The sequence below is a fragment of the Paenibacillus sp. V4I7 genome (genome assembly GCF_030817275.1).
In the GTDB taxonomy this organism is placed as follows: domain Bacteria; phylum Bacillota; class Bacilli; order Paenibacillales; family NBRC-103111; genus Paenibacillus_E.
Window position 1 is genome coordinate 158,316 of the sequence record NZ_JAUSZD010000002.1, and the last position, 22,139, is coordinate 180,454.

The window sequence follows — 22,139 nt, forward strand, 5'->3', positions numbered from 1 at the left end:
GCTTTTTTTTGTTTCCCGTAACAATGAAAAACATGTTTAAAGTTGTTGGATTCGCCTCGGACGAAGAATGCTCCTGAAACGATGTTTTTCATCATTGTTTGTTTTTACAAAAATTTGGCATCCTAACTGCATCACATTGACAAGGGGTTTACTGGATGACTTGGATAATGCGGTCGTCTTTATTTGCTGGCCTGCATATTTTCTATTCATAGCGGATGCTCCCAGAGATCAAAAATTGAGCAGCAGGGCATGAAGGAGCATTCGAACCTTGCCATAGAGCGTGAGACCGATAACAAAATGTCGGACTGGAATTTAACGAGCAGCGATGCGGAGCTGTATATAGGGGATTTGGGGGCAGATCAGCTCTATACAATCAACCAGGTGAGGAGCTTGGCGACGGGAAGTGCGAAGCAGGCGCTCTTACCGAACGGCTTCCCCTTGATTCAGGCTTTCCCCAATCCCGACATCGCTCCCAAAAAAGGTGGCTATGTAGAGAATGTGATAGATACGGCCCTCAGCTTCCTGGGGACACCTTATGTTTATGGTTCTAACAGATTGGAGCCCTCTTCGTTTGACTGCTCTGATTTCACACGTTGGGTATATTTGAGTGCACTTGGAATGGATTTACCTTGGGATGCTAGAAAACAAGCCGCTTATGTAGATGCTTTGTCTAAACGCAAATATCGTGATATAAGCAAGGCCCGACGGGGCGATTTATTGTTCTTTACGAGTTTTCGAGGCAATTTACGCAGGATTAGATGCTTCCCAGAAACCGATTACTCATTTGGGAATTTATTTAGGAGACGGGAAGATCATTCATTCGGCTTCAAAGAAAACTGGCGGGGTTCGGATCGATAAGATTATTGAAAAGAATTTTCATTTGCAGCACCGCTTTATTCTGGGTGGCGGAGTATTGGATTAGCAAATAAATGACCCACTACAAGGTCAATTAACCTTGTAGTGGGTCATTTATTTAAGCGCTCGTTTTGGTTAACGACTCGGAGGGCTGTTTGATGCGTGTTACACTCTGTCGGCCATCGATACCCACCGGAATATCGCCGTCAACGGTGACTCGACGCACAATCCGATGCTGGTTACCGTAATCGTTGATCGCGTAGTGCTGCGTTGCGCGATTGTCCCAGATCACGACATCTCCGGCAGACCAACGCCAACGAACTGTATTTTCCAGCTTAGTAATATGCCCCTGTAGTAGAGACAATAGTTGGGCAGAATCTGCGGAAGATAGGCCTAGGATTTTCTTCGCGAAATGACCAAGCACAAGGGTGCGTTCACCCGTCTCTGGATGCACACGAACGATCGGATGCTCAGTTTCATACACCGTGGAGGCAAATACTTCCCGATGATGACGCTCCTTCTCGGGAGAGACTTCAGGACGCTGCGCGGCATAATCGTAGTCGTTACTATGCAGCGCCCATAGCTGATCTACGAGAGTACGCAGTTCAGAGGGGAGATGCTCATAAGCGGCAGCGGTATTCGCCCAAACGGTGTCTCCTCCAGAAGCGGGAACCACGACAGCACGGAGAACAGAGGCCTGCGGGTAAGCATCGACGAAGGTCACATCGGTATGCCAAGAATCGGCCCGCCCACCATGAGCGGAATCAAGCTCAAGAACGTAATCAGTTCCAGTTTTAATTGGCACCGTAGGATGAGCAACGGGGTCGCCAAGCAGGCGAGCAAAAGCCTCCTGTCCCGCGTCATCCAGTTGATGCTGATCACGAATGAAAATGACTTTGTGCTGCAATAACGCCTCGCGGATCGTCTTAACCGTCTGAGTATCCAGATCAGCGTTAAGGCTCACCCCTTTTATTTCTGCGCCAATTCTGCCTGCAATCGGAAGCACCTCAATGTGATTGGGAGTTACCTTAACTTGTTCATTTGTACGCATACGAATTACCTCCAGTTAATTATATTTATGCGCCTCCAACGGCAGCAGTCGCATACTGATTAGCAGGTCGGGACAAGCCCAAATGTCCCCGCAGGGTAGTTCCTGAATATTCCGTTCGGAACAATCCTCTTCGCTGCAGCTCTGGTATGACGAGCTGTGCGAATTCTTCCAATCCGGCTGGTAAATAAGGCGGCATCACATTAAACCCGTCACTGCCTCCGTGTAAGAACCATTCTTCCAACTGGTCAGCTATTTGGATAGGCGTACCAGCAAATGTACGATGACCGCGTCCGCCAGCTAGACGATGAAGCAGCCCGCGAATGGTTAGATTGTCGCGCTTCGCTAGATCAGCGACAAGCTGGAATCGGCTTTTATTCCCATTGATATCGGACAGGCTTGGCAGCTCCGGCAGAGGTCCATCTAACGGATATGAGAATAAATCAATGTTCAACATATTGGACAACTGATTTAGTCCATATTCCGGAACGGTTAATTCGTTTAATTCTTGCTCTTTTTCTTTGGCTTCTGATTCGGTGCGGCCGATAATAGTGCAGATGCCCGGTAAGATTTTCAACTGCTCAGGAGATCGGCCATACTTGGCAAGTCTTGATTTTACATCCGAATAAAACTGTTGGGCCTCTACGAGTGTTTGCTGAGCCGTGAATATGGCCTCCGCATACTGAGCAGCGAATTCTTTGCCAGATTCGGAAGAACCGGCTTGAACAAGCACAGGATATCCCTGCGGAGACCTTGGTATATTCAGAGGACCGCGTACTTTGAAGGTATCGCCAACATGATTGATTTCCCGGACCTTGCTTCGATCTGCGAAGGTGCCCGACTCTCGATCAATGATCAGGGCCTCATCTTCCCAGCTGTCCCACAGACTGGTCGTTACGTCTAAAAATTCTTTGGCCCGTTCATAGCGCTTGCTGTGCTCCAAATGGTCATCTTTGCTGAAATTGCTTGCCTCGAAGGAGCTTCCGGATGTGACGATATTCCAGCCTGCGCGACCCTTGCTTATGTGATCCAACGAGGCAAATTTGCGGGCGACATGAAAGGGTTCGTTATAGGTAGTAGAGACGGTGCCGATAAGCCCGATATGATCGGTTACCGAGGCTAAGGCGGATAGCAAAGTGAAGGGTTCAAGCCCAACAAACGCGCCATGTTTAATGTTTTGACTGACCGCCAACCCATCTGCTAAGAAGAGAGAGTCGAATTTAGCCTGTTCCGCAATTTGCGCAATCCGTTGAAAATATCGAATATCCGTAATATTCTCCGGCTCTGTGTTCTTGTGTCTCCAAGATGCTTCATGATGTCCTGTATTCATGATGAATACATTTAAATGCAGTTGTCTTTTCGCTTTGCTCATGATCACTCACGCACCTTTTTATTTTTTTACTCACTATAGGTTTGCTTCCAGCCTGTCAATCTCTTCTCCAACGTAACGAGTAGGTAATTAATAATTAAACCAATAACCGAAATAGAGATAATGCCCGCGTACATATTCGTAATTTGAAAGCTGAATTGTGTGTATTGAATTAAGTAACCGAGACCGGACTTCGCACCGACCATCTCAGCGGCAACGAGTACTAGAATAGAGCCGGCTCCGGCCTGCCGAATGCCTACAAAAATAGTCGGGGTTGCAGCGGGGATAATCACTTTGCGAAACAAGCTGACTGACGATAAACCCATCGAACGAGCTGATTTGATCAAAAGTGGATCGACATTTTTGACGCCGCTTATGGTGTTCAGTAGAAGCGGAAAGGTACAGGCATACAGCACGATAGCAATCTTCGAGGTTTCACCTAAACCGAGCAAAAGTATGAAAACCGGCAGTATGGCAAGTGCGGCCGTATTTCGCAATAATTCGAGCAAGGGATTGAGATACTCCGATACGGGCTTCCACCAACCGATGGCCAGACCAAGAGGAATGCTGATGAGGATTGCCAGCGTAAATCCGCCCAAAGAACGCGATAAGCTGGCTTTCGTATGCTCGGTAAGATCACCGGACAGCAGAAGCTGCCACCAAGCAGCCGCTATTTCGGAAATCGGAGGGAAGAACGTTCGATCAACAAGCCCTACGCGAGGCGCCACTTCCCATACGAGAAGCAAAGCAACGATGACAATGGCATTTTTGAACAGCTTTCTCAGCTTCGCTAAGGACCATAGGGCGACATCAAAGCTTTCTTTTTCACGAAGAACCAGGGCTTTCCCCGCATTCACACTAGCCATTCATAACGCCCCCTTTTAACGCAGATTTATTGTGTTCAAAGCCATCCAAGCTCTTGGCTATCTCTTGCTCCTGGGCTCTCGTTACTTCGTCTTTAAGCAAATCCCACACCTCATGGCGCAGATTGACGAAGTCAGGATGAGATCGCAAATCTTCTTCACTTCTTCGTGATTCAAAAGGAATATCAATCACTTTCTTGATTCTCCCCGGACGAGAGGTCATTACAGCGACACGCTGGCCTAAGTAAACCGCTTCTTCAATGCCATGTGTGATGAAAATGATCGTTTTTTTTGTAGCCTCCCAAATACGCAGCAATTCGCTTTGCAGGGTTTCACGAGTTTGCGCATCAAGCGCAGCAAAGGGTTCATCCATCAGCAGTACTTCAGGATCGTAGGCCAAGCTTCTGGCGATCGCAACACGCTGTTTCATGCCTCCTGAGATCTCATGAGGATAACGGTTTTCGAAGCCGGCAAGCCCAACCAGATGAATAAACTCCAGGGCTATTTTGCGGCGTTCTTTGCGACCCACCCCTTTGGCTTCGAGGCCAAATTCCACATTCGCGAGCGTTGTCTTCCATGGGAATAGTGCATACTGCTGGAATACGATACCGCGATCGAGATTAGGGCCTGTAATGGCCTTGCCATCTAACAGAATCTGCCCGCTGCTTGGCTTCGTCAAACCCGCAAGTAAGTCGAGCAATGTTGATTTACCACAGCCGCTAGGGCCGACAATGACCATGAATTCGCCCTTCTTCACCTCCAAATTGATATCCTTTAGGGCGGAAATAGGCTGTAAATCTTCTTTCAAATGCCCTAGGTTTCTTTGAATTCGAAACGATTTCTGCACATGCTGAATGCTAATTTTAGCTGTCATTTGCAGCACCTCCTTAACGGTTTCACCAGTCGGAAACTGGCTTCATAAGCAGTTATTTTTTCTCATTTACAAAAGGATTGAATTCATTCGTGTACAGACCTTTGATCTTCAATTGCCCTTCTTTAAGGACGCCTTCGTCCTCCAGCCAATGGATCCAAGTATCGAATTCCTTGTCTGAGATCAAGCCGCCTTTACCGGCAACACCGGTGCTTTTCCAAAACTTCACAGTCGAAGTATCTTCTTTTCTGCTTCGTGCGTTAATGATTTTCTCATAACGAGCGACAACTTCATCCCGCGGTGTTGTGCGAGCCCACTCAATAGCTTTGGCGGTTGCTTCCACAAATTTTCGCGAAGCATTCGGATTCGCTTTGATGAACTTCTCAGTCAACACATAACTGCCGGCACTAAAGGTGCCAAACAGATCGATATCCTTAAACAAAGGATGGATGCCGCCGCGCTCCAGCGCTTTGTCACGCAGCACACCGCCTAGGGTGGCTACATCGATTTGTTCTGCGCGCAGCGTCTGTTCCGTTGTGACTGGAGGTACGACAACTAGCGTTACTTGCTTAATCTCCTCCGTCGTTAGGCCGGCTCTGTGCAAGTATTCCTTAATGACGAACTCATGGTGAGCGCCTAGTGTATTCACTGCAATTTTTTTGCCAATTAAGTCCTTAGCGGATTTGATAGGGCTGCCATCCAAAACGTAATATCCCGTCCACGTATTCTCATCGACACCATAATAAGCAATAACTGGCTTAATCGGAGCTTTGGCAGATATCAATTTCACGATAGCCCCATTAAAAGCTCCGCCAAAGTCGGTATCCCCGGTAACGACGGCTTGAATATCTTGAGGACCACTAATCGTGTTGCCGATAAATTTCAGCTTCAAAGGAGCTAAGTACCCCAGATCATCAGCTAATTCTGGAAAAGTAACAGAGCCAACACCTCCTTGATAACGAAGCTCAGTGACTTCAGGTGTGCCGCCGCTCGCAGATGCAGTGACCTCTGTTTTTCCGCAGGCTGTCAAAAGTAAAGAGGAAGCAAGAAGTAATACGATGGCTGTCGTGCAGCCTTTTTTAGCAAAATGAGTCATGTTCATATCCCCCTAACGATAATTTGCTTTCGTTGATTTCTAACCAAGTTATCTCCAGAGGTCTGGTCGTAAATTACATAATTCCTATAGACTTACTATGAATATATTTCTATAATGAAATATAATCTCAGCCCACCCAACTGTCAATGAATTGGAAACACATGAACATGAATGACGATGAATGACCATCTTAATCCCGGCAGGAGGCGCGATGACCATGACCAACCAGCGATTCAACCTCATTTCTTTGCATGATGCGATAGATTTGCTTGGTGTAAGCCGATCCACCTTTGACAGATGGCGTAAATTAAAGCAGCTCCCTTTTGTGAAAATAGGGAAAGAAATCCTAATTGATAAAAATGAACTGGAGCAGTGGGTTCGTCATCACTCTTTTAGCATACAGAATCCGTCATTTGCCTCAGGTGCAGCAACAACTATCACTTCTCAGGAGCTATCGACGATAACGGTTGGTTATCAAAGCGGAACGGCCCATATGTGGACAGCGCTCATCATGAAAGAGCTTGGCTGGTTGGAGGAAGAGCTCATCTTAGTCAATCCTAGCCGTTCTGTGCATGTAAAATGGTTGGATGCAGCTAACGGAGCGTTGCTGCTGCAGGGCTTGATTGGGGGCAACATCCAGATTGCTTCCCTTGGAGATTATCCTATTGTACTTAGTCAATCACTGAGTCAGACGCTGCCTGCATTTCGCCCTATTCTACTGGCCTTTGACGGCAAAACCTCCGGTGGGCAAGGGATTTCACTCGTTATGCGCAAAGGGCTGGAGATCAACGATATTTCGGAGATCTGCGGGTGGCCGCTTTCATCGGCAGCGCAATCGAGTGCGGGTTATCGTTTATCGAAGCTGCTTCAATCGCTTGGAGGTCATGAGAATCATTTTGAACATAAAGAAATGGATGAATGCATGGCGGGGATCGTGAAGCGGAAGCTTGCCGGAAGTGTCATGTGGGAGCCGTATATTAGCTTGGCCCAATACCACGGCGTAGGTCAGGTGCTTTTTCCAGAGGGAATGGGAGAGAATTATTTGACAGGAATCGTTGCAGATGAGAATTGGGCGCGACATCATGAAGGAGACGCAGTTGCTTACTTAAAAGCACATGTTCGGGTCCATGCATTTATCCGTAATAATCCTCATGCAGCTGCCGAGCTTATTTCCCGAGCCAAAGGAATTCCTCCAGAAATTACAACAGGCATAATCGCTAAAGTTAGATGGGATGCTGCTTTTTATTCGAAAGATATGAACGCTCTACAGCAGCTATCAGTTCCATCATCCAAAGAAATCTGTTTCAAAGGTGAATATTTGCAACTAGCCATTAAGGCATTAAAGCTGCCCCTTGAAAGCTGTGATCCGTTGGAAGGGGATTGGGCCGTAGAGCAGTTGTACTAATTGCAAAGAGGCTTTCGCTTCGCTTCATTTCGGTATATAGTAAAAAAGAATTGAAGTGTTGAAAGGAGTGCCAAATGCTTACAACGATGCGTGATGAACAAAATGGTATTTTCCCAGCCGTATGCTCACTGGATTGTCCAGATCAATGCGGCCTGCTGCTTCATAAAGAAGCTGGAAAGATCGTTAAAATAGAGGGAGACCCCAATCACCCGGTAACACAAGGGGCTATTTGCAATAAAGTCCGGAACATGACGGCACGTATATATGATGATAAAAGGCTGCAGTATCCCATGAAGCGCGTAGGTCCTAAGGGTGAAGGCAGTCAGTTTGAAAGAATTACCTGGGAAGAAGCGATCGAAACCATTACAAGTCGGTGGAAAAAGCTGATCGAGGATGAAGGCGCAGAATCTATCTTGCCTTACAGCTTTTATGGCAACATGGGGCGGATCGGGACGGAAGGGATGGATCGTCGATTCTTCCATCGGATGGGTGCGAGCCGACTGCTGTATTCGATCTGTGAATCGGCAGGAACTGAAGGCTACAAGTATACGATGGGAGGCAGCTTCGGGACAGACCCAGAGGATACGGTTCATGCCAAGCTGATCATCATGTGGGGCATTAATGCGGTCAGCACGAATATGCATCAGGTTATGTTGGCTGAGAAAGCCCGTAAGAATGGCGCGCAAATCATCGTGATTGACGCTCATAAGAACCAAACAGGCCGCTGGGCGGACTGGTTTATTCCGATTTTGCCAGGAACAGACGCTGCCCTTGCTCTCGGTATCATGCATATCTTGTTCGATGAGAACTTAGTAGATGAAGCATTTATGCATCAATATACCGCTGGGCATGAGGAGCTAAGGGAACATGTGCGCCAATATGATCCTTCTGTGATATCTACAATAACGGGCGTACCTGTGGAAGATATCTACCGCTTAGCTCGCTTATACGGTCAGACTTCGCCATCTTTTATTCGAATTGGAAACGGCATTCAGCACCATGATAATGGTGGGATGTGTGTGCGGACCATAGCCTGCTTACCAGCATTAACGGGGCAGTGGCTGCATAAAGGCGGCGGCGCGATTAAAGGAAATGGCGCCTACTTGGAGCACAATATTCCAGCTTTACAGCGACCTGATTTGCGGGAGAAGGAAGCTAGGCAAATCAATATGAATTTATTGGGGAGCGCCTTACTGGAACTTGATCCGCCTATTCGTTCGCTTTATGTGTACAATTCCAACCCGGCATTAGTTGCTCCTCATGCAAATAAGGTGAGAGAGGGGCTTCAACGGGAAGATCTGTTTACGGTTGTGCATGACCTGTTTCTGACCGAAACAGCGAAGTATGCAGACATTGTGCTTCCAGCAACGTCCTCCTTTGAAAACACGGACTTTTATCGCTCCTATTGGCATCAATATGTGCACCTTCAGCTTCCCGTCATGTCTCCTTATGGGGAAAGCAAAGCGAATGTGGATGTATTTCGTTTGTTGGCGGCAAAGATGGGCTATGAGGATGAAGCTTTGAGGGATACCGATGAAGCTTTGATTCGCCAGGCTTTGGATCATCCCGGAAACCCGGCTCTGAACCAAATATCGTATGAAACACTGCTCGATAAACAGTTTATCAAGGCGGATGTTAAGCCATTATTCCCTGGGGAATTAAAGACACCGAGCGGAAAGATCGAGCTGTATTCTCATGAGATGGAGAGTAAAGGTTTCCCGCCACTTCCGACATATACGCCACTGGTGGGCGAAGAGGACCTGCCATTCTTGTTCGTTCCGGCACCGAATCATAACTTCTTGAATTCGACTTTTGCTCATAATGAGAAGCATATCCGAATGGAAAAAACGCCGAAGCTTCATATGAATGAGGCAGATGCGACCGCATTAGGCTTGGTCAGTGGCGATGTTGCCCGTGTTTGGAATGATCGCGGAGAGTGCGAATTAGTCGTAACGGCTGGCTCAGATGTGCTGCCGGGCGTGGTTGTAAGCCAAGGGCTTTGGGCGGATTTGCCGGGGAACAAGGCATTGGTTAACGCGCTTACGCCTGACCGAGTAGCCGATATGGGGGGTGGCGCTACGTTCTTTTCGGGCCGTGTTAGGATAGAGAAGCGCGAAGTAAACTGAACCCTTAGGCGCTTCGCCGCATAAGGTAATTCAGGAGGTGATGACCTATGTCATTACAGCACAAAGCGTATGCTTGGATCGGAAGACCAGTAGGTGTATCCCTAGTGGACGGCACCGGCGTTTCTGGTATTCTGTGTAGTATTGAAGGTGGGTCTATTTACGTGATCGAATATTTATATCACACCCAATTTGCTACCAAACATTATGCATTCAATCAAATTCGGGATATTCTCCCGTTCCCGCAATGCCCTCAGCCTCAACCACCTGTGTACCAAACGAAACCTTTATATTAGTTTTAAAAAATAGATTCCAAACGCCGATCCCTATGGATCGGTTTTTTCTTTTTACTGCCTAGGGCTATCCGTTCTTTAAAGTAAAAAGCGAACTGCTGCTAGTTTCAATTTAGTTCCTCGATAACTCCCCTGTTGTTCCATGATCGTCCAATTTGGTCACAACTTTGGTATTATTTCACTTAGAGCAGCTAGCTGGGTGTACTTGACTCAGAGGAAGGGTGACAGGTACAGAAAAACAAGGATGAAGATGGAGCGAGACGTCTGAAAAAGACCTCTCAATGTCGAGAGCAGGCAAGTTAGCGGGTTTGCGGCCTGAGAAGGCAGAAAAGGCTGTCTCGGAGGCTCAGATGGAACGAAAGTGGAGCGAGACGTCTGAAAAAGACTTCTCAATGTCGAGAGTAGGGAAGTTAGCGGGTTTGCGGCCTGAGAAGACAGAAAAGGCTGTCTCGGAGGCCCGAATGGAGCGAAAGTGGAGCGAGACGTCTGAAAAAGACCTCTCAATGTCGAGAGCAGGCAAGTTAGCGGGTTTGCGGCCTGAGAAGGCAGAAAAGGCTGTCTCGGAGGCCCGAATGGAGCGAAAGTGGAGCGAGACATTTTGCTGCACTTTTTGCAACTAAGCTGACCGAGACTTGCCGCTAAGGCGGTCAAATCCTAATAATACCCCTCTAAGACCTAAATAAATGACAATAAAATTAGCTTGAAAGGGAGTATGATGATGGTCACAAGGAATTTGTATACGCTTACATATAGGTTTCAAACTATCAAACTATTAAACAGAATAAGGAGCTTGTTGACATGAAAATTCATCTCATTCAAAGAAAGCTAGCCATGATGTTAATGATTTCAATGGTTTTCTCATTACTCCTCATCCCTTCGCAAGGAAAGGCGATTGATGTTGAGGTGGATGTGGCTGCCCTGCTGCCTACAGCGGACGCGGCTATCGCGATGGACACTACGAATGCAGCAATCGCAAATACGAACTTTGATACCAAAACGAGTTCAACAACTGGTATATACAACATTTTGTCCAGCCATACAGTCAAAAGACAGGCCTACTATAAATTTAACGTGGCTGCAGTTTCGGACAGTGCATACAAGTATTATTTGCAGGTTTCTGCAAAACGGGGGAGTGGCGCAAATGACGTGGACACACCTTTACAAGTGTTCGCTCAGAACGATATTACATGGCAGGAAGCAGCAATTACTTGGAATACAGCGCCCCAAACGGATCTGTCTCAATTAGCTCAACTCGGGCAAATTATAGTAACTCAGCCTAATACGATATCCAAGCCGGCACTATATACGGTAGACGTGACTGACTATGTAAGACAGCACTTATCGGATGGTGCAGTATCCTTCGTTGTTGGTGATTCACAAGGCTTAGGCAGATCGGTTAATGTGTATTCCAAAGAAACGACGGCATCCAATCCTAAGCCGCAGCTGGTGGTGAAGCGAGTGGTTCAAGGCGATAATACACCGCCTACTTGGCCGTCAAACGCTGTCTTAAAGTCTAGTAATTTGGGAACGGACTTTGTCCAATTAACCTGGCCAGCAGCTACAGATGATACCTTGGTAACCAACTATTTGGTCTATCAAAATGACTCCGTAATTTCTACCGTTTATGGCAGTACGTATTATAACGTCGAAGGATTAACGCCAAATACGAGCTATACTTTTAAGATCATCGCAGGAGACGCGGCTGGGAACTATTCCTCAACGCCATTGACCTACAGCGCGACAACGTTAACTTCTCCTGTTACTCCCCTGCAGGTTGTGGAAGTTAATGCTAGCAGCAGCGATGGGAATGTTGAGAGCAATACACTGGATAACAATTTATACAGCCGTTGGTCAGCTTCTGGCGATGGTCAATATGTGATGTTTGACTTAGGACAAACGAAGAGTATTGGGTACGTGGGGATAGCTTTTTATAAAGGAGATCAACGTTCTACCCTAATCGATATTCAAACTTCAAATGACGCTACAACATGGACGAATGTATTTAGTGGCAGCAGCCGCGCGAGTACGGTTAACATGCAGGCATTTGATTTCCCGGACACTAATGCTCGCTTCTTAAGAGTTGTAGGACATGGTAATTCGGATGGCAGTACTTTTACCAGCTTAACGGAAGTGATGATTTATGCACCTTACGTATCAGGAGATACACCGGTTGCGATTGTTCCGAATATTACGCCTACAGCTCCTCCAGGCACAGTTCCTTTCACGAAGGCTGGCTTGACGAAACCAGATGGTTCCGAGCATGCCATGCATACACCTAACGCAGTAACAGGGAATACCATCAATGTGGTAGATTATGGCGCCGACCCAGCGGATAATGAACAAGATGATCGGATAGCTATTCAGAATGCCATCAATGCTGCCGCTTTCGGCGACGAAGTCTTTTTACCGAATGGTGTGTATAATTTGAAAACATCGCCTGACGGGTTTATTAACATAAAACTCAAATCCGGAGTGAATGTAAGGGGAGAAAGCCAAACAGGCACCCTTTTGAAATCAAGTATTGACGACGTCAAGAATAGTTCAGTTTTGAAATCATCCAATCAACACGATATTGTCGTTTCGAACCTGACAGTAACCTCAACTTGGAATCGTACATTTTCCTTAGAGCATGCTACGAATAATCCAGAGGCCGGGGGACCCGACAGTATGATTGCCATTGCGAATTATGGCGAGAATCCATCCTATAACGTGACCATTGATCAGGTTACTGTTGAACGGTTTAGACGAATGGCGATTCGGATTGAGAACAGCCATGATATTGTAGTTCGCAGCAGTACATTCCGTAATGCAACCGATCTCGGTGGCGGCGGAGCAGGCTATGGAACATCCATTCAAGGAATGCCGAAGGTCGATAGGCTCGGTTTCGATAATGATACGTATTGGAATGTGGTGGAAGATTCTACGTTTGAAGGGCCGTATTTGCGTCATGGTTCCCTCATCCAAAATGTAGCGCACAATAACGTTCTGAGAAATAATCATTATACCAATACCAAATTGGATGCTATTGATCTTCATGGTGAGCTCGAGTACCTGAATGAAGTTCACGGGAATACGATCGAAAACATTTTCACCGGCGGGGGCATAGGGCTTGGAAACACAGGCGGTACAGCGCCAAGCAACCACAGCAAAACGGGGCCGAATAACTACATTCATGACAATGTCATTCGAAATTCACGTGAAGGCATTGTCGTTACGATGGGGACGCCAGACACATTGATCGAGCACAACACAATTGAAAACACGACAACGGTCAATAACGGCGTTGGGATCAACATTTTAAACGGACCAGGTACTCGGATCATCAATAATCTAATTCGCAATAATACAGCCAATAATTACTGGGGAATTCTGCTCGAACACGACAATGGTGACCAAAATGCCAATAGTGTGGGACAGGGAGATCCTCAAAATGTACAAATTACAGGAAATACGCTAACAGGAAATACGAATGGTATTCAGCTGCAAGCAGGCTCAAATATTACGGTCAGTAAGAACTTTTTAAACAATATCGGGACCAATTATGAAAAAGCAGCTGGTGTGACGGCTACGGAAATATGGCCTTCGAACGACAATACCTTAAGCAATTTAACACTCAGTGCAGGTATATTAAGTCCTGCATTTGATGCAGCTGTAATCGAATATACGTCAAATGTGTCTAATGAGATAGATCAAATCAATATCCATCCAACGGCGGCAGACAGTCAAGCGAAGATAACGGTGAACGGAGCATTAGTCGTTAGCGGAGAGGCTTCCAGTGACATTCAGCTAAATGTGGGCGAAAATAGGATCGATATTGTTGTTACGGCCGAAGATCATTCAACAAAGACATATCAACTGACAGTAACTCGGTTGTTATCAAACAATGCGAATTTAAGCAGCTTGACGATTAGTGAGGGAACATTAAGTCCGGTATTCGGAGCGAATGTAACAGCATACACGACATCGGTGTCAAATGGAACTAGTAAAATCACCGTCACGCCAACAGTCGCAGATAGTCGGGCAAAGGTAACAGTAAACGGAGCATTAGTTGCAAGTGGAGCAGCATCTGATGTTATTCACTTGAAAAAGGGTGAGAACACGATTGAAATTCAAGTGACGGCTGAGGATATCTCGACTAAAGCATACAATCTTATTGTGTTGAGAGGCATCGACAAGGATAAAGACGAAGACAAGGACAAATAAAGCTATTAACTGATAAGAGTCGGTGAGGATTCCCTCCCGACTCTTCTTTTTTAACATTTATTTTCCTGTTAAAAAAGGATAACGCTTACCCTTGCAGAAACATTGAAAGGAATGGATTGAGGGGAGAGCAGAGTAAGCTATGTTAATAGAAAAGTTATTTTTGAACATCCTTATCGTCCTTGCTCCTGTCTTATTACAAAACGTCTTTGGAGAGCGATGGCGCAACGATCCGTCACCGATTGTGATGGGCTTACTTTATGGAACAGCCTCCTCACTTTGCTTATTATTTTCTTACTATGAACTTGATTTGTTTTGGGACTTACGCTATGTTCCCCTTGTCATTTCAAGTATTTATTGGGGGCCCTTAGCAGGTGTTATTAATTATATTATGATATTGCTGATGCGTACGTATCTTGGTGGAGATGCGCTTTTATTTGGCTATATTAGCATGACACTCAGTTTTATCATCCCCTTTATAGCTTCTTACAAAATCAAAGGATTAACTGGAAGCTCACGAATAAAGGCAGCAATATTGGTTTCACTAAGTCCGTTGCTGGTTATGCTGCTCATTTTAATGAGCTATGTGTCTCTTTATAAAGGCTTTGAAACGTTTGATCTTGCTATTATTCCTGCTATAATCTCTTTTGGCCTACTCCTAGTTTTAGGAACCTGGTTATCATCCTTGCTGCAAGAAATACATGAAGAACGATTTAAAATGAAAGTTCAAATTCAAAAAGCGGAAAAAATGAAAACACTAGGCGAGTTAGCTGCATCCATTGCACATGAGGTTCGTAATCCTTTAACGGTTGTTCAAGGGTTTCTGCAGCTTATGCGTCCGAACGAGCAAGGGAAGAATCAACAATACCTGAATATTGCAATGGAGGAATTAGCAAGGGCAGAATCGATTATTAATGATTATTTAAATTTTTCCAAGCCGAAACTAACCAAATTAGAATCTTTTTCATTTTCTGATGTATTAAACAACATTATTGTGCTTCTAACGCCAATGGCGATGAAGAATGGTGTTGAGATTATGGACAGTCTTGAGGATCATATTTATATCTTTTCGGATCGTGGACAATTGCAGCAAGCCTTGGTGAATGTGATTAAAAATGCCATTGAAGCGACGCCCGCCAAAGGAGAGGTGCAGGTAAGCTTAAAAAGATTGGTTGGCCGAGCCGAAATCAAAGTTATTGATAATGGCAAGGGAATGACGAAAGATCAGCTCTCTCGTATCGGTAATTTGTTCTATTCAACGAAAGATGTTGGAACGGGATTAGGGACTGCGGTTAGCATTCGGATTATAGAAACGATGAATGGGGAAATGATCTACGAAAGTGAGGAAGGCGTCGGTACGACTGTCACAATTACTTTGCCTTTGTAAGGGTCATACCTTTTTAAGTGACAGATCTGGGAGTGATGATGATGGAAATTACTATGTATGTAAGCATTGCCGTAAAGTTGGTTGTTGCTTTGGTTGGCTTGCTGATCATGACACGACTTCTGGGAAAGAAAGAGATATCTCAGCTTACGGCATTTGATTTTGTCTCCTCCTTAATGCTCAGTGAGTTAGTTGGAAATACGATTTATGATGTCAATGTTCATTTTAGCCACCTTGTATTCGCACTTGTGATCTGGACACTGCTTGCGCTTGGCCTCGAGAAGTTTATATGGGCTGTCCCTTGGATTTCACGATATGCATCTGGAACACCAGATTTACTTATCCGTGATGGGGTTATTAACTTCAAGGCGATGAAGCGTAACAATCTGGACTTTGCTCAACTAAGTATGCTGCTGCGGGAAAATAATGTGTTCTCTATGAGGGATGTTGCTTATGCGTTGTTCGAGACGAATGGCAGTATTAGTGTGCTCCGCCAAAATGATGCGGCAAGCCAAAACAATGGAGAAGAAGATTCTCCTAAGAAAAGGGTCTGCCTGCCAGAGAGTATTATTGAGAATGGGAGTATCAATGAAGCAGCGCTGGAGCGTCTCGGCCGTGACCCGGAATGGCTGAAGCAGCTTTTGCAGCTGAGTGGAATCAGCCATCATGAACGAGTTCTTTTTGCAGAATGGTCCGATTCAAACGGACTTTTCTACCAACTTAAATAGATTCAGCAAAAAAAGCCTAACCACTCCCTAATACCCAAGGGACTGATTAAGCTTAATACTTATAATCTGCCAATTAGCGATTATCGATTTTTTCCGGATAAAGATCATGGTTCATCAATCGATGCTCAGCCATCGCTTCGAACTTCGTGCCGGGTTGACCCCAGTTGCAGTAAGGATCGATAGAAATACCGCCGCGCGGGGTAAATTTGCCCCAAACCTCGATATAACGAGGCGCCATCAGCTCGATCAAATCATTCATAATAATATTGACGCAGTCCTCGTGGAAATCACCGTGATTCCGGAAGCTGAACAGGTACAGCTTAAGTGATTTGCTCTCCACCATTTTAATATTCGGAATATATGAGATGTAGAGTGTAGCAAAATCAGGTTGTCCAGTTACTGGACACAAGCTAGTGAATTCAGGGAAATTAAACTTTACAAAGTAATCCCTGTTCGGGTGCTTGTTATCGAATGCTTCTAATAAAGTTGGATCATAGTTAAACACATATTTGGTTCCTTGATTGCCTAGTAAGGTAATCTCTTTCAAATCTTCATTGCTTCTACCTGCTGACATGGGTGGTTCCTCATTTCATAGTTTTTTAGAGAGGGAGTTCGCGAACCTCTTGTTTTTTTCATTAGAAATGTACCATATACGCAAGCAAAATGCATCCTCGTCGCTAATGGAATTTCGTGGAGAGGCCACTTTTTAATACGAAAGTTTCCGTATATTCACGATTGCAGACAGGTAGCCAAAAGGGTTCTATGCGGGTAAAATAGATAAATACATGTGTAACATAGAGATGGAGGTTTGTAAGCTTGAAAGCCTATCAGGAACTATTACAAGATATTCTTACTAATGGTACGAAAAAGGAAGATAGAACGGGAACAGGGACAATTTCAGTATTTGGCAGACAGATGCGCTTCGATCTTGCAGCAGGATTTCCTTTGGTAACGACGAAAAGGGTGCCTTTTCGCTTAATCGCTAGTGAAATGTTGTGGTTTATTAAAGGCGACACGAATATTCGTTATCTGTTACAACATAATAACCACATATGGAATGAATGGGCATTTAAGAAATGGGTGGAGAGCGCAGATTATTCGGGACCGGATATGCGTAATTTCGGGTTACGCTCACAGCAAGACGAGACCTTCAAGCTTCAATACGATGAGCAAATGGATGAGTTTGTGAAAAAGGTGCTCGAGAATGACGAATTTGCCAAGCAATACGGTGAGCTAGGGGATGTCTACGGCAAACAATGGAGGGATTGGACGACAACGCAGGGAGGCACGATTGATCAGCTAAAAGAAGTTATTCATATGATCAAAACGAACCCTGATTCTCGCCGTCTCATCGTATCTGCATGGAATCCGGAGGATGTACCCAGTATGGCGCTTCCGCCTTGTCACACCTTGTTTCAGTTTTATGTGGCGGAGGGCAAGCTGTCCTGCCAATTATATCAACGCAGCGCAGATACGTTCCTCGGCGTACCTTTCAATATCGCTGGCTATGCACTGCTGACGCATCTTATTGCACATGAATGCGGGTTAGGCGTAGGTGAGTTCGTACATACGATCGGAGATGCCCATATTTATTCGAACCATATGGACCAAATTCAAACCCTGCTCAGCCGCGAGCCGCGAGAATTGCCTACGCTCAAGCTGAACAAGGATGTCGCTTCTATATTTGATTTCGACGTTAGTGATATTGAAATGCTGGATTACAATCCGCATCCAACGATTAAAGCACCTGTGGCTGTATAAACAACATGTGACGAAGGGAGGGGCTCCTGCATGAGTATTTCATTTATTTTTGCAATGGATCGCAACCGAGCCATCGGTGTGAATAATACACTGCCTTGGCATTTACCAGGGGATCTGAAGTTTTTCAAAACCGTGACGATGGGTCACCCTATTCTTATGGGGCGGAAGACGTACGACTCTATTGGAAAGCCATTACCGGGCAGACGCAACATCATTCTCACTCAAAATCTACAGTTCCAAGCGGAAGGCTGTGAAGTCATTCACTCTGTGCAAGAAGCGGTGGACGGCTTCCATGATCAGGAACTGTTCGTCATCGGCGGGGCGGAAATCTTCCGACTGTTTACTTCCGTCGTGGACCGCATGTACATTACGCACATCGAGCATGAGTTTGAAGCAGATACGTTTATGACCGAACTAGACTTGTCCGAATGGACGTTGGTATCCAGTGAACAAGGCGAACGGAACGAGAAAAATCCTTACGAGTATTACTTCAGGATCTACCAACGAAAACAAGCTTAATGAAATAAATAAAGGCCCTGAGTTATCTGTTATTATCACAGAGCGCTCAAGGCCTTTTTATTATTTACGCTTTTTTGTTAGCGAAACGATCAGGGACAAAGCTCCAAGTACGACTGCAGCAATGGAGAGGTAGAGAGGAGTGTTGGATGACGTGCCACTGGCTGCAGCACTGCCAGCTATTACCTGTCCGTGGCTATCTGTCGTAGCACCAGCAGCTGTTTTGGCTTTGACTGTCGTTACAGAAGCAGGCTTGTCAGATCCATTAGCGCCGACCCATTCAACCACGCTGCCATCCTTATAAGTTTGATAGGCTTTCCACACGATCTCAGTAGCAGCATCCGCTACCTTGCCTTGCATATTGAATTCTCCGAATTCCGTACTAGCAAGTCCTTCTCCGGTAGCTTTCCAGGTGACACCTGTAATTTTACCAGCGGAATCTTTGGTTAGCTCGTAGGTCCAACCTGCTTTGGGCTCGAAGCGAGAAACCGCTACAGCATCCATAGGGAATTTCACTTCTACTTTCACAGTAGGAATGTCTTTCTCTGAAGGCACACGTACCGTAAATTTCTCGTAGCTGCCTTGTGTGGATTCTTTCGGATATACAGTAACGTGGGCGCTGGCGATACCCGCGAGAAGCATGGAGCCAATCAACATAATACCTGCATGTAACATCAGTTTTTTAAACATAAACGTATTCCCCCTTCAAGTTAACTCTTATCATGTTGTCCATATTACCTGATCGACAAGCATAAGAGTATGACTCGACTGGGCTATTTTTGAGGGTTAGTTTTGTCCTTTTCGTGTCAGTCCGTGCTTAATGGCGAATGCGGTGAGCTGGACACGATTCTCGAGTCCAAGCTTTACCAATATGTTTTTCATGTGGTTTTTAACCGTATGTTCGGATATCAGCAGCTTCTCTGCAATCTGCCGGTTGTTATCCCCTAAGGCAACATAGGCGGTAATTTCCTGTTCCCGAGAGGTCAGCATGCTTGGTGTCGGGCCTTCTGTATGCGTACCAATGGGTGCGCGGAACCTTTGGAAAAGCTTATCCGCCATCCCTCTGGCGGCTTCTGAATTATCGTCGAGCAGCGCTCGAAGGTAAGTGAGCCATTCGTCAGGGTCCATGTTTTTTAACAAATAGCCTTGAGCTCCGAATTGCAGCGCTGTAAAGAGGTCAGCTACATCATCGGACACGGTGAGCATGACGATGCGTATAGCCCCATATGCTTGCTTAATGCGCCGCGTTGCTTCAAGTCCATCCATAGGGGACATATGTATATCCATCAAAACGACATCAGGCGCGACCTCGCCGCAAAGAAGAATAGCTTCTTCACCGCTGTTCGCTTCTCCCACGATATAGAAGTCGGATACAGGCTCCAGCATGCTGCGAATCGCTTTCCTTGCCAGTGGATGATCGTCAACGATGAGTACGCGGAACGGCTGATTGCTCGGCATTAGTTCCTCCTCCTATCTGCTTGTACCAAAAGTGTAGTTCCCGCTGCCATCTCGTCAGGATCCTTCATCTTAAGCTCGAAAGATGCACCAAGTTCGGCCGCACGCTTCTGCATTAACTCAATGCCATAGGTCTTCCCCTTTGAAATTCCGTGATGGAACCCATTTCCGTTATCAGTAATCTGTAGTCGCCATGCCTCAGGTTGGGCTTCCAGAACGATTGAAGTTTGCGTTGCCATCGAATGCTTACGTATATTGGTGAACGCTTCTTGTATAATGCCGAAAAGCTGAACTTCTTCTCCAGAAGAGAAGCTGTTCTCTTCCACGGTTAACTTCTCATGAAGCTCAATACCCGTCACCAATTGCCAATTCTCCAGAAATTTATGGATGCGCTGCTGGAAGTTAGCCCCTTCCTCCGGTGGTGTTCTCAGATTAAAAATGGCTTGTCGCAGCGAGTTATCGATTTCGGACACCGCCGCTTTGGCTTCTTCTAAATCTCCTTGTTTCAACTTCACATTAAGGAAGAAAAGAGTTTGAGCCAAGTCATCATGCAGTTCCCTGGCCAAACGCTCACGTTCTTCATACACAGCTCTGCGGGCTTCACCGATTGTCACTTTCTCATTGCTGCGCTCAATACTTTGAAACATCCACGAAGCAAAGAGATAGGAAAGCAGCAAAGTAATGATGGTAATCGTGAAATTACCAGCTTCCATGGTTAAATAATTAAGTAAAAATTCATGACGTATATACTCAAAGCCGCCGATGATGAGAACAGGCACTATAATCGTAAAAAGCTTGAAAATACGAAGAGACATAAGGGCCGATCCATTCCTTCCGTAGTCCATCTTTGGAACGGTATCTATTATATCAGATATGTGTTAGATTTCTTCACAAAAAAATGAGGTAGGTACTTCTCAAGTCATGCACACGTGTGCTACATTATTATTAAATCGTAACACGAAAAGAAAGGCATGGTGTCAATGATGTGGAAATCAATACTACAGCAGAGAAGAAGCTGGGCTGGATACGTTGGTGTGATCGTCCTCCTACATATACTTGGGCTTATCGGATTATATAGTGTAGCGAAAATGACGCCTGCCTTTTGGGGGATTGGACTTCTCGCCTATACATTAGGAATGCGGCATGCTTTCGATGTTGACCATATTGCGGCGATCGACAATACCGTGCGCAAGCTCCTTCAGCAGAAGAAGAATCCATTAGGTGTTGGTTTCTACTTTTCATTGGGACACTCCTCTGTCGTCTTCATCATGGCCATTGTGACTGCATTCTCTGTACAATGGGCAGCGCGTGAGCTTCCTTGGATGCAGCGTTTTGGGGGAGTTATCGGCGCTTCGGTTTCCGGTCTGTTTCTTGTCATTATTGGTATTTTAAATTTGCTCATTCTTATCAATCTATATAAAATGTTCTTGAAATTTCGTGGCGGCACAAATGACGATAAAGAGTTTGAGGAGCTTCTCGAGTCCCGCGGATTCATTGCTCGAATGATCAAACCTCTTTTTTCTTTCATAGGCAAAAGCTGGCATGTATACCCGTTAGGGTTTCTCTTTGGTTTAGGTTTTGATACAGCGAGCGAAATTGCGCTGCTAGCGATCTCTGCCCATGCGGCGAAGGAGGCTATCCCTTTCATTGGCGTCATTTCACTTCCACTGCTGTTCGCGGCAGGGATGAGCCTCTTCGATACAGCGGACGGGATGTTCATGACCAAAGCCTACAAATGGGCATTTCATACACCGGTACGTAAGCTTTATTACAATTTAACAGTGACCGCACTGGCCGTCATTGCTGCTTTAATTATTGGCGTGATCGAGCTAGGTCAAGTTCTCTCCGAAGAATTCAAATTGGAAGGGACCTTCTGGACGTGGCTGCAGGAGATTGATTTCGGGACATTGGGTTATATCTTAGTTGGTCTGTTCGTGGTGGCGTGGGCGATTTCCATTGCGGTTTGGAAAGGGATGAAGATTGAAGAACGCTGGCGTGCAAAAGTCTAAATCATCGTGATAAAAGTGGTCTCATGCAGCTTATGAGGCCACTTTTTTGTTATGGATAACAATGGAATATGAATATTTTCTAAAGGTTATCAAAGAAAAAAGGATTTTGCCGAAATACGTTGAAAGTAGTCTGTCTGAACTTCAGATAATCTGTAAAAGAAAG

At 45.6% G+C, this 22,139-nt stretch carries 20 protein-coding genes and 1 riboswitch; of the genes, 11 read left to right on the forward strand and 9 right to left on the reverse strand.

Annotation, left to right across the window (positions count from 1 at the left end; translation table 11 throughout):
* Positions 1–249 precede the first annotated feature (249 nt).
* Positions 250–858, forward strand: coding sequence for a C40 family peptidase (locus QFZ80_RS01955; protein ID WP_307556979.1), 609 nt, complete (start codon positions 250–252; stop codon positions 856–858).
* A 115-nt stretch (positions 859–973) separates the two neighbouring features.
* Here QFZ80_RS01955 and QFZ80_RS01960 read toward each other — a convergent pair whose 3' ends face one another.
* The 5 genes from QFZ80_RS01960 to QFZ80_RS01980 are packed head-to-tail and all read right to left on the reverse strand — an operon-like array spanning position 974 to position 6,102.
* On the reverse strand, positions 974–1,906 hold the full coding sequence (locus QFZ80_RS01960; RefSeq protein WP_307556981.1) for a TauD/TfdA dioxygenase family protein: 933 nt from the start codon (positions 1,904–1,906) through the stop codon (positions 974–976).
* Positions 1,907–1,931: 25 nt separating this feature from the next.
* Positions 1,932–3,275 (reverse strand): LLM class flavin-dependent oxidoreductase, encoded by a 1,344-nt coding sequence (locus QFZ80_RS01965; RefSeq protein WP_307556983.1) that lies wholly within the window; start codon positions 3,273–3,275, stop codon positions 1,932–1,934.
* A gap of 26 nt (positions 3,276–3,301) precedes the next feature.
* Positions 3,302–4,138 (reverse strand): ABC transporter permease, encoded by an 837-nt coding sequence (locus tag QFZ80_RS01970; RefSeq protein ID WP_307556985.1) that lies wholly within the window; start codon positions 4,136–4,138, stop codon positions 3,302–3,304.
* Entirely contained in the window at positions 4,131–5,009 is an 879-nt protein-coding gene (locus QFZ80_RS01975; protein WP_307556987.1) for an ABC transporter ATP-binding protein, read from the reverse strand. Before QFZ80_RS01975 ends, QFZ80_RS01970 begins: the two co-directional genes overlap by 8 nt.
* 52 nt (positions 5,010–5,061) lie before the next feature.
* Positions 5,062–6,102 (reverse strand): ABC transporter substrate-binding protein, encoded by a 1,041-nt coding sequence (locus QFZ80_RS01980; protein ID WP_307556989.1) that lies wholly within the window; start codon positions 6,100–6,102, stop codon positions 5,062–5,064.
* Positions 6,103–6,319: 217 nt separating this feature from the next.
* Here QFZ80_RS01980 and QFZ80_RS01985 point away from each other — a divergent pair, with 217 nt between their 5' ends.
* The 7 genes from QFZ80_RS01985 to QFZ80_RS02015 all read left to right on the forward strand — a co-directional run bounded on the left by QFZ80_RS01985 (position 6,320) and on the right by QFZ80_RS02015 (position 16,235).
* Entirely contained in the window at positions 6,320–7,507 is a 1,188-nt protein-coding gene (locus QFZ80_RS01985) for a helix-turn-helix domain-containing protein (protein ID WP_307556991.1), read from the forward strand.
* A gap of 74 nt (positions 7,508–7,581) precedes the next feature.
* On the forward strand, positions 7,582–9,633 hold the full coding sequence (locus QFZ80_RS01990; RefSeq protein WP_307556993.1) for a molybdopterin oxidoreductase family protein: 2,052 nt from the start codon (positions 7,582–7,584) through the stop codon (positions 9,631–9,633).
* A 47-nt stretch (positions 9,634–9,680) separates the two neighbouring features.
* Complete coding sequence (locus QFZ80_RS01995; protein WP_307549338.1) at positions 9,681–9,926, forward strand: hypothetical protein; 246 nt, start codon at positions 9,681–9,683, stop codon at positions 9,924–9,926.
* 347 nt (positions 9,927–10,273) lie between these two features.
* Complete coding sequence (locus tag QFZ80_RS02000) at positions 10,274–10,543, forward strand: hypothetical protein (protein ID WP_307556995.1); 270 nt, start codon at positions 10,274–10,276, stop codon at positions 10,541–10,543.
* 178 nt (positions 10,544–10,721) lie between these two features.
* Entirely contained in the window at positions 10,722–14,126 is a 3,405-nt protein-coding gene (locus tag QFZ80_RS02005) for a cadherin-like beta sandwich domain-containing protein (RefSeq protein ID WP_307556997.1), read from the forward strand.
* Positions 14,127–14,265: 139 nt separating this feature from the next.
* Positions 14,266–15,510 (forward strand): ATP-binding protein, encoded by a 1,245-nt coding sequence (locus tag QFZ80_RS02010; RefSeq protein ID WP_307556999.1) that lies wholly within the window; start codon positions 14,266–14,268, stop codon positions 15,508–15,510.
* 41 nt (positions 15,511–15,551) lie between these two features.
* Complete coding sequence (locus tag QFZ80_RS02015; protein WP_307557001.1) at positions 15,552–16,235, forward strand: DUF421 domain-containing protein; 684 nt, start codon at positions 15,552–15,554, stop codon at positions 16,233–16,235.
* A 73-nt stretch (positions 16,236–16,308) separates the two neighbouring features.
* Here QFZ80_RS02015 and queF read toward each other — a convergent pair whose 3' ends face one another.
* On the reverse strand, positions 16,309–16,809 hold the full coding sequence (queF, locus tag QFZ80_RS02020; RefSeq protein ID WP_029198588.1) for a preQ(1) synthase: 501 nt from the start codon (positions 16,807–16,809) through the stop codon (positions 16,309–16,311).
* An 11-nt stretch (positions 16,810–16,820) separates the two neighbouring features.
* Positions 16,821–16,864: riboswitch (PreQ1 riboswitch) on the reverse strand.
* Between the two features lie 187 nt (positions 16,865–17,051).
* Here queF and QFZ80_RS02025 point away from each other — a divergent pair.
* Together QFZ80_RS02025 and QFZ80_RS02030 are read left to right on the forward strand one after the other, a co-directional pair.
* A complete protein-coding gene (locus tag QFZ80_RS02025) occupies positions 17,052–17,996 on the forward strand; it encodes a thymidylate synthase (RefSeq protein WP_307557003.1) in 945 nt (314 codons plus the stop codon).
* Positions 17,997–18,026: 30 nt separating this feature from the next.
* Positions 18,027–18,515, forward strand: coding sequence for a dihydrofolate reductase (locus QFZ80_RS02030; RefSeq protein ID WP_307557005.1), 489 nt, complete (start codon positions 18,027–18,029; stop codon positions 18,513–18,515).
* A 60-nt stretch (positions 18,516–18,575) separates the two neighbouring features.
* Here QFZ80_RS02030 and QFZ80_RS02035 read toward each other — a convergent pair whose 3' ends face one another.
* From QFZ80_RS02035 to QFZ80_RS02045, 3 genes are all read right to left on the reverse strand, one after another.
* Complete coding sequence (locus QFZ80_RS02035; protein WP_307549326.1) at positions 18,576–19,202, reverse strand: YcnI family copper-binding membrane protein; 627 nt, start codon at positions 19,200–19,202, stop codon at positions 18,576–18,578.
* Between the two features lie 96 nt (positions 19,203–19,298).
* Positions 19,299–19,970, reverse strand: coding sequence for a response regulator (locus QFZ80_RS02040; RefSeq protein ID WP_307549324.1), 672 nt, complete (start codon positions 19,968–19,970; stop codon positions 19,299–19,301).
* Positions 19,970–20,782 (reverse strand): sensor histidine kinase, encoded by an 813-nt coding sequence (locus tag QFZ80_RS02045; protein WP_307549322.1) that lies wholly within the window; start codon positions 20,780–20,782, stop codon positions 19,970–19,972. Before QFZ80_RS02045 ends, QFZ80_RS02040 begins: the two co-directional genes overlap by 1 nt.
* Positions 20,783–20,947: 165 nt before the next feature.
* Between QFZ80_RS02045 and QFZ80_RS02050 the strand changes: the two genes are divergently transcribed.
* Positions 20,948–21,976: a HoxN/HupN/NixA family nickel/cobalt transporter gene (locus tag QFZ80_RS02050; RefSeq protein ID WP_307549320.1), complete on the forward strand. Its 1,029-nt coding sequence runs from the start codon at positions 20,948–20,950 to the stop codon at positions 21,974–21,976.
* Positions 21,977–22,139: the final 163 nt, after the last annotated feature.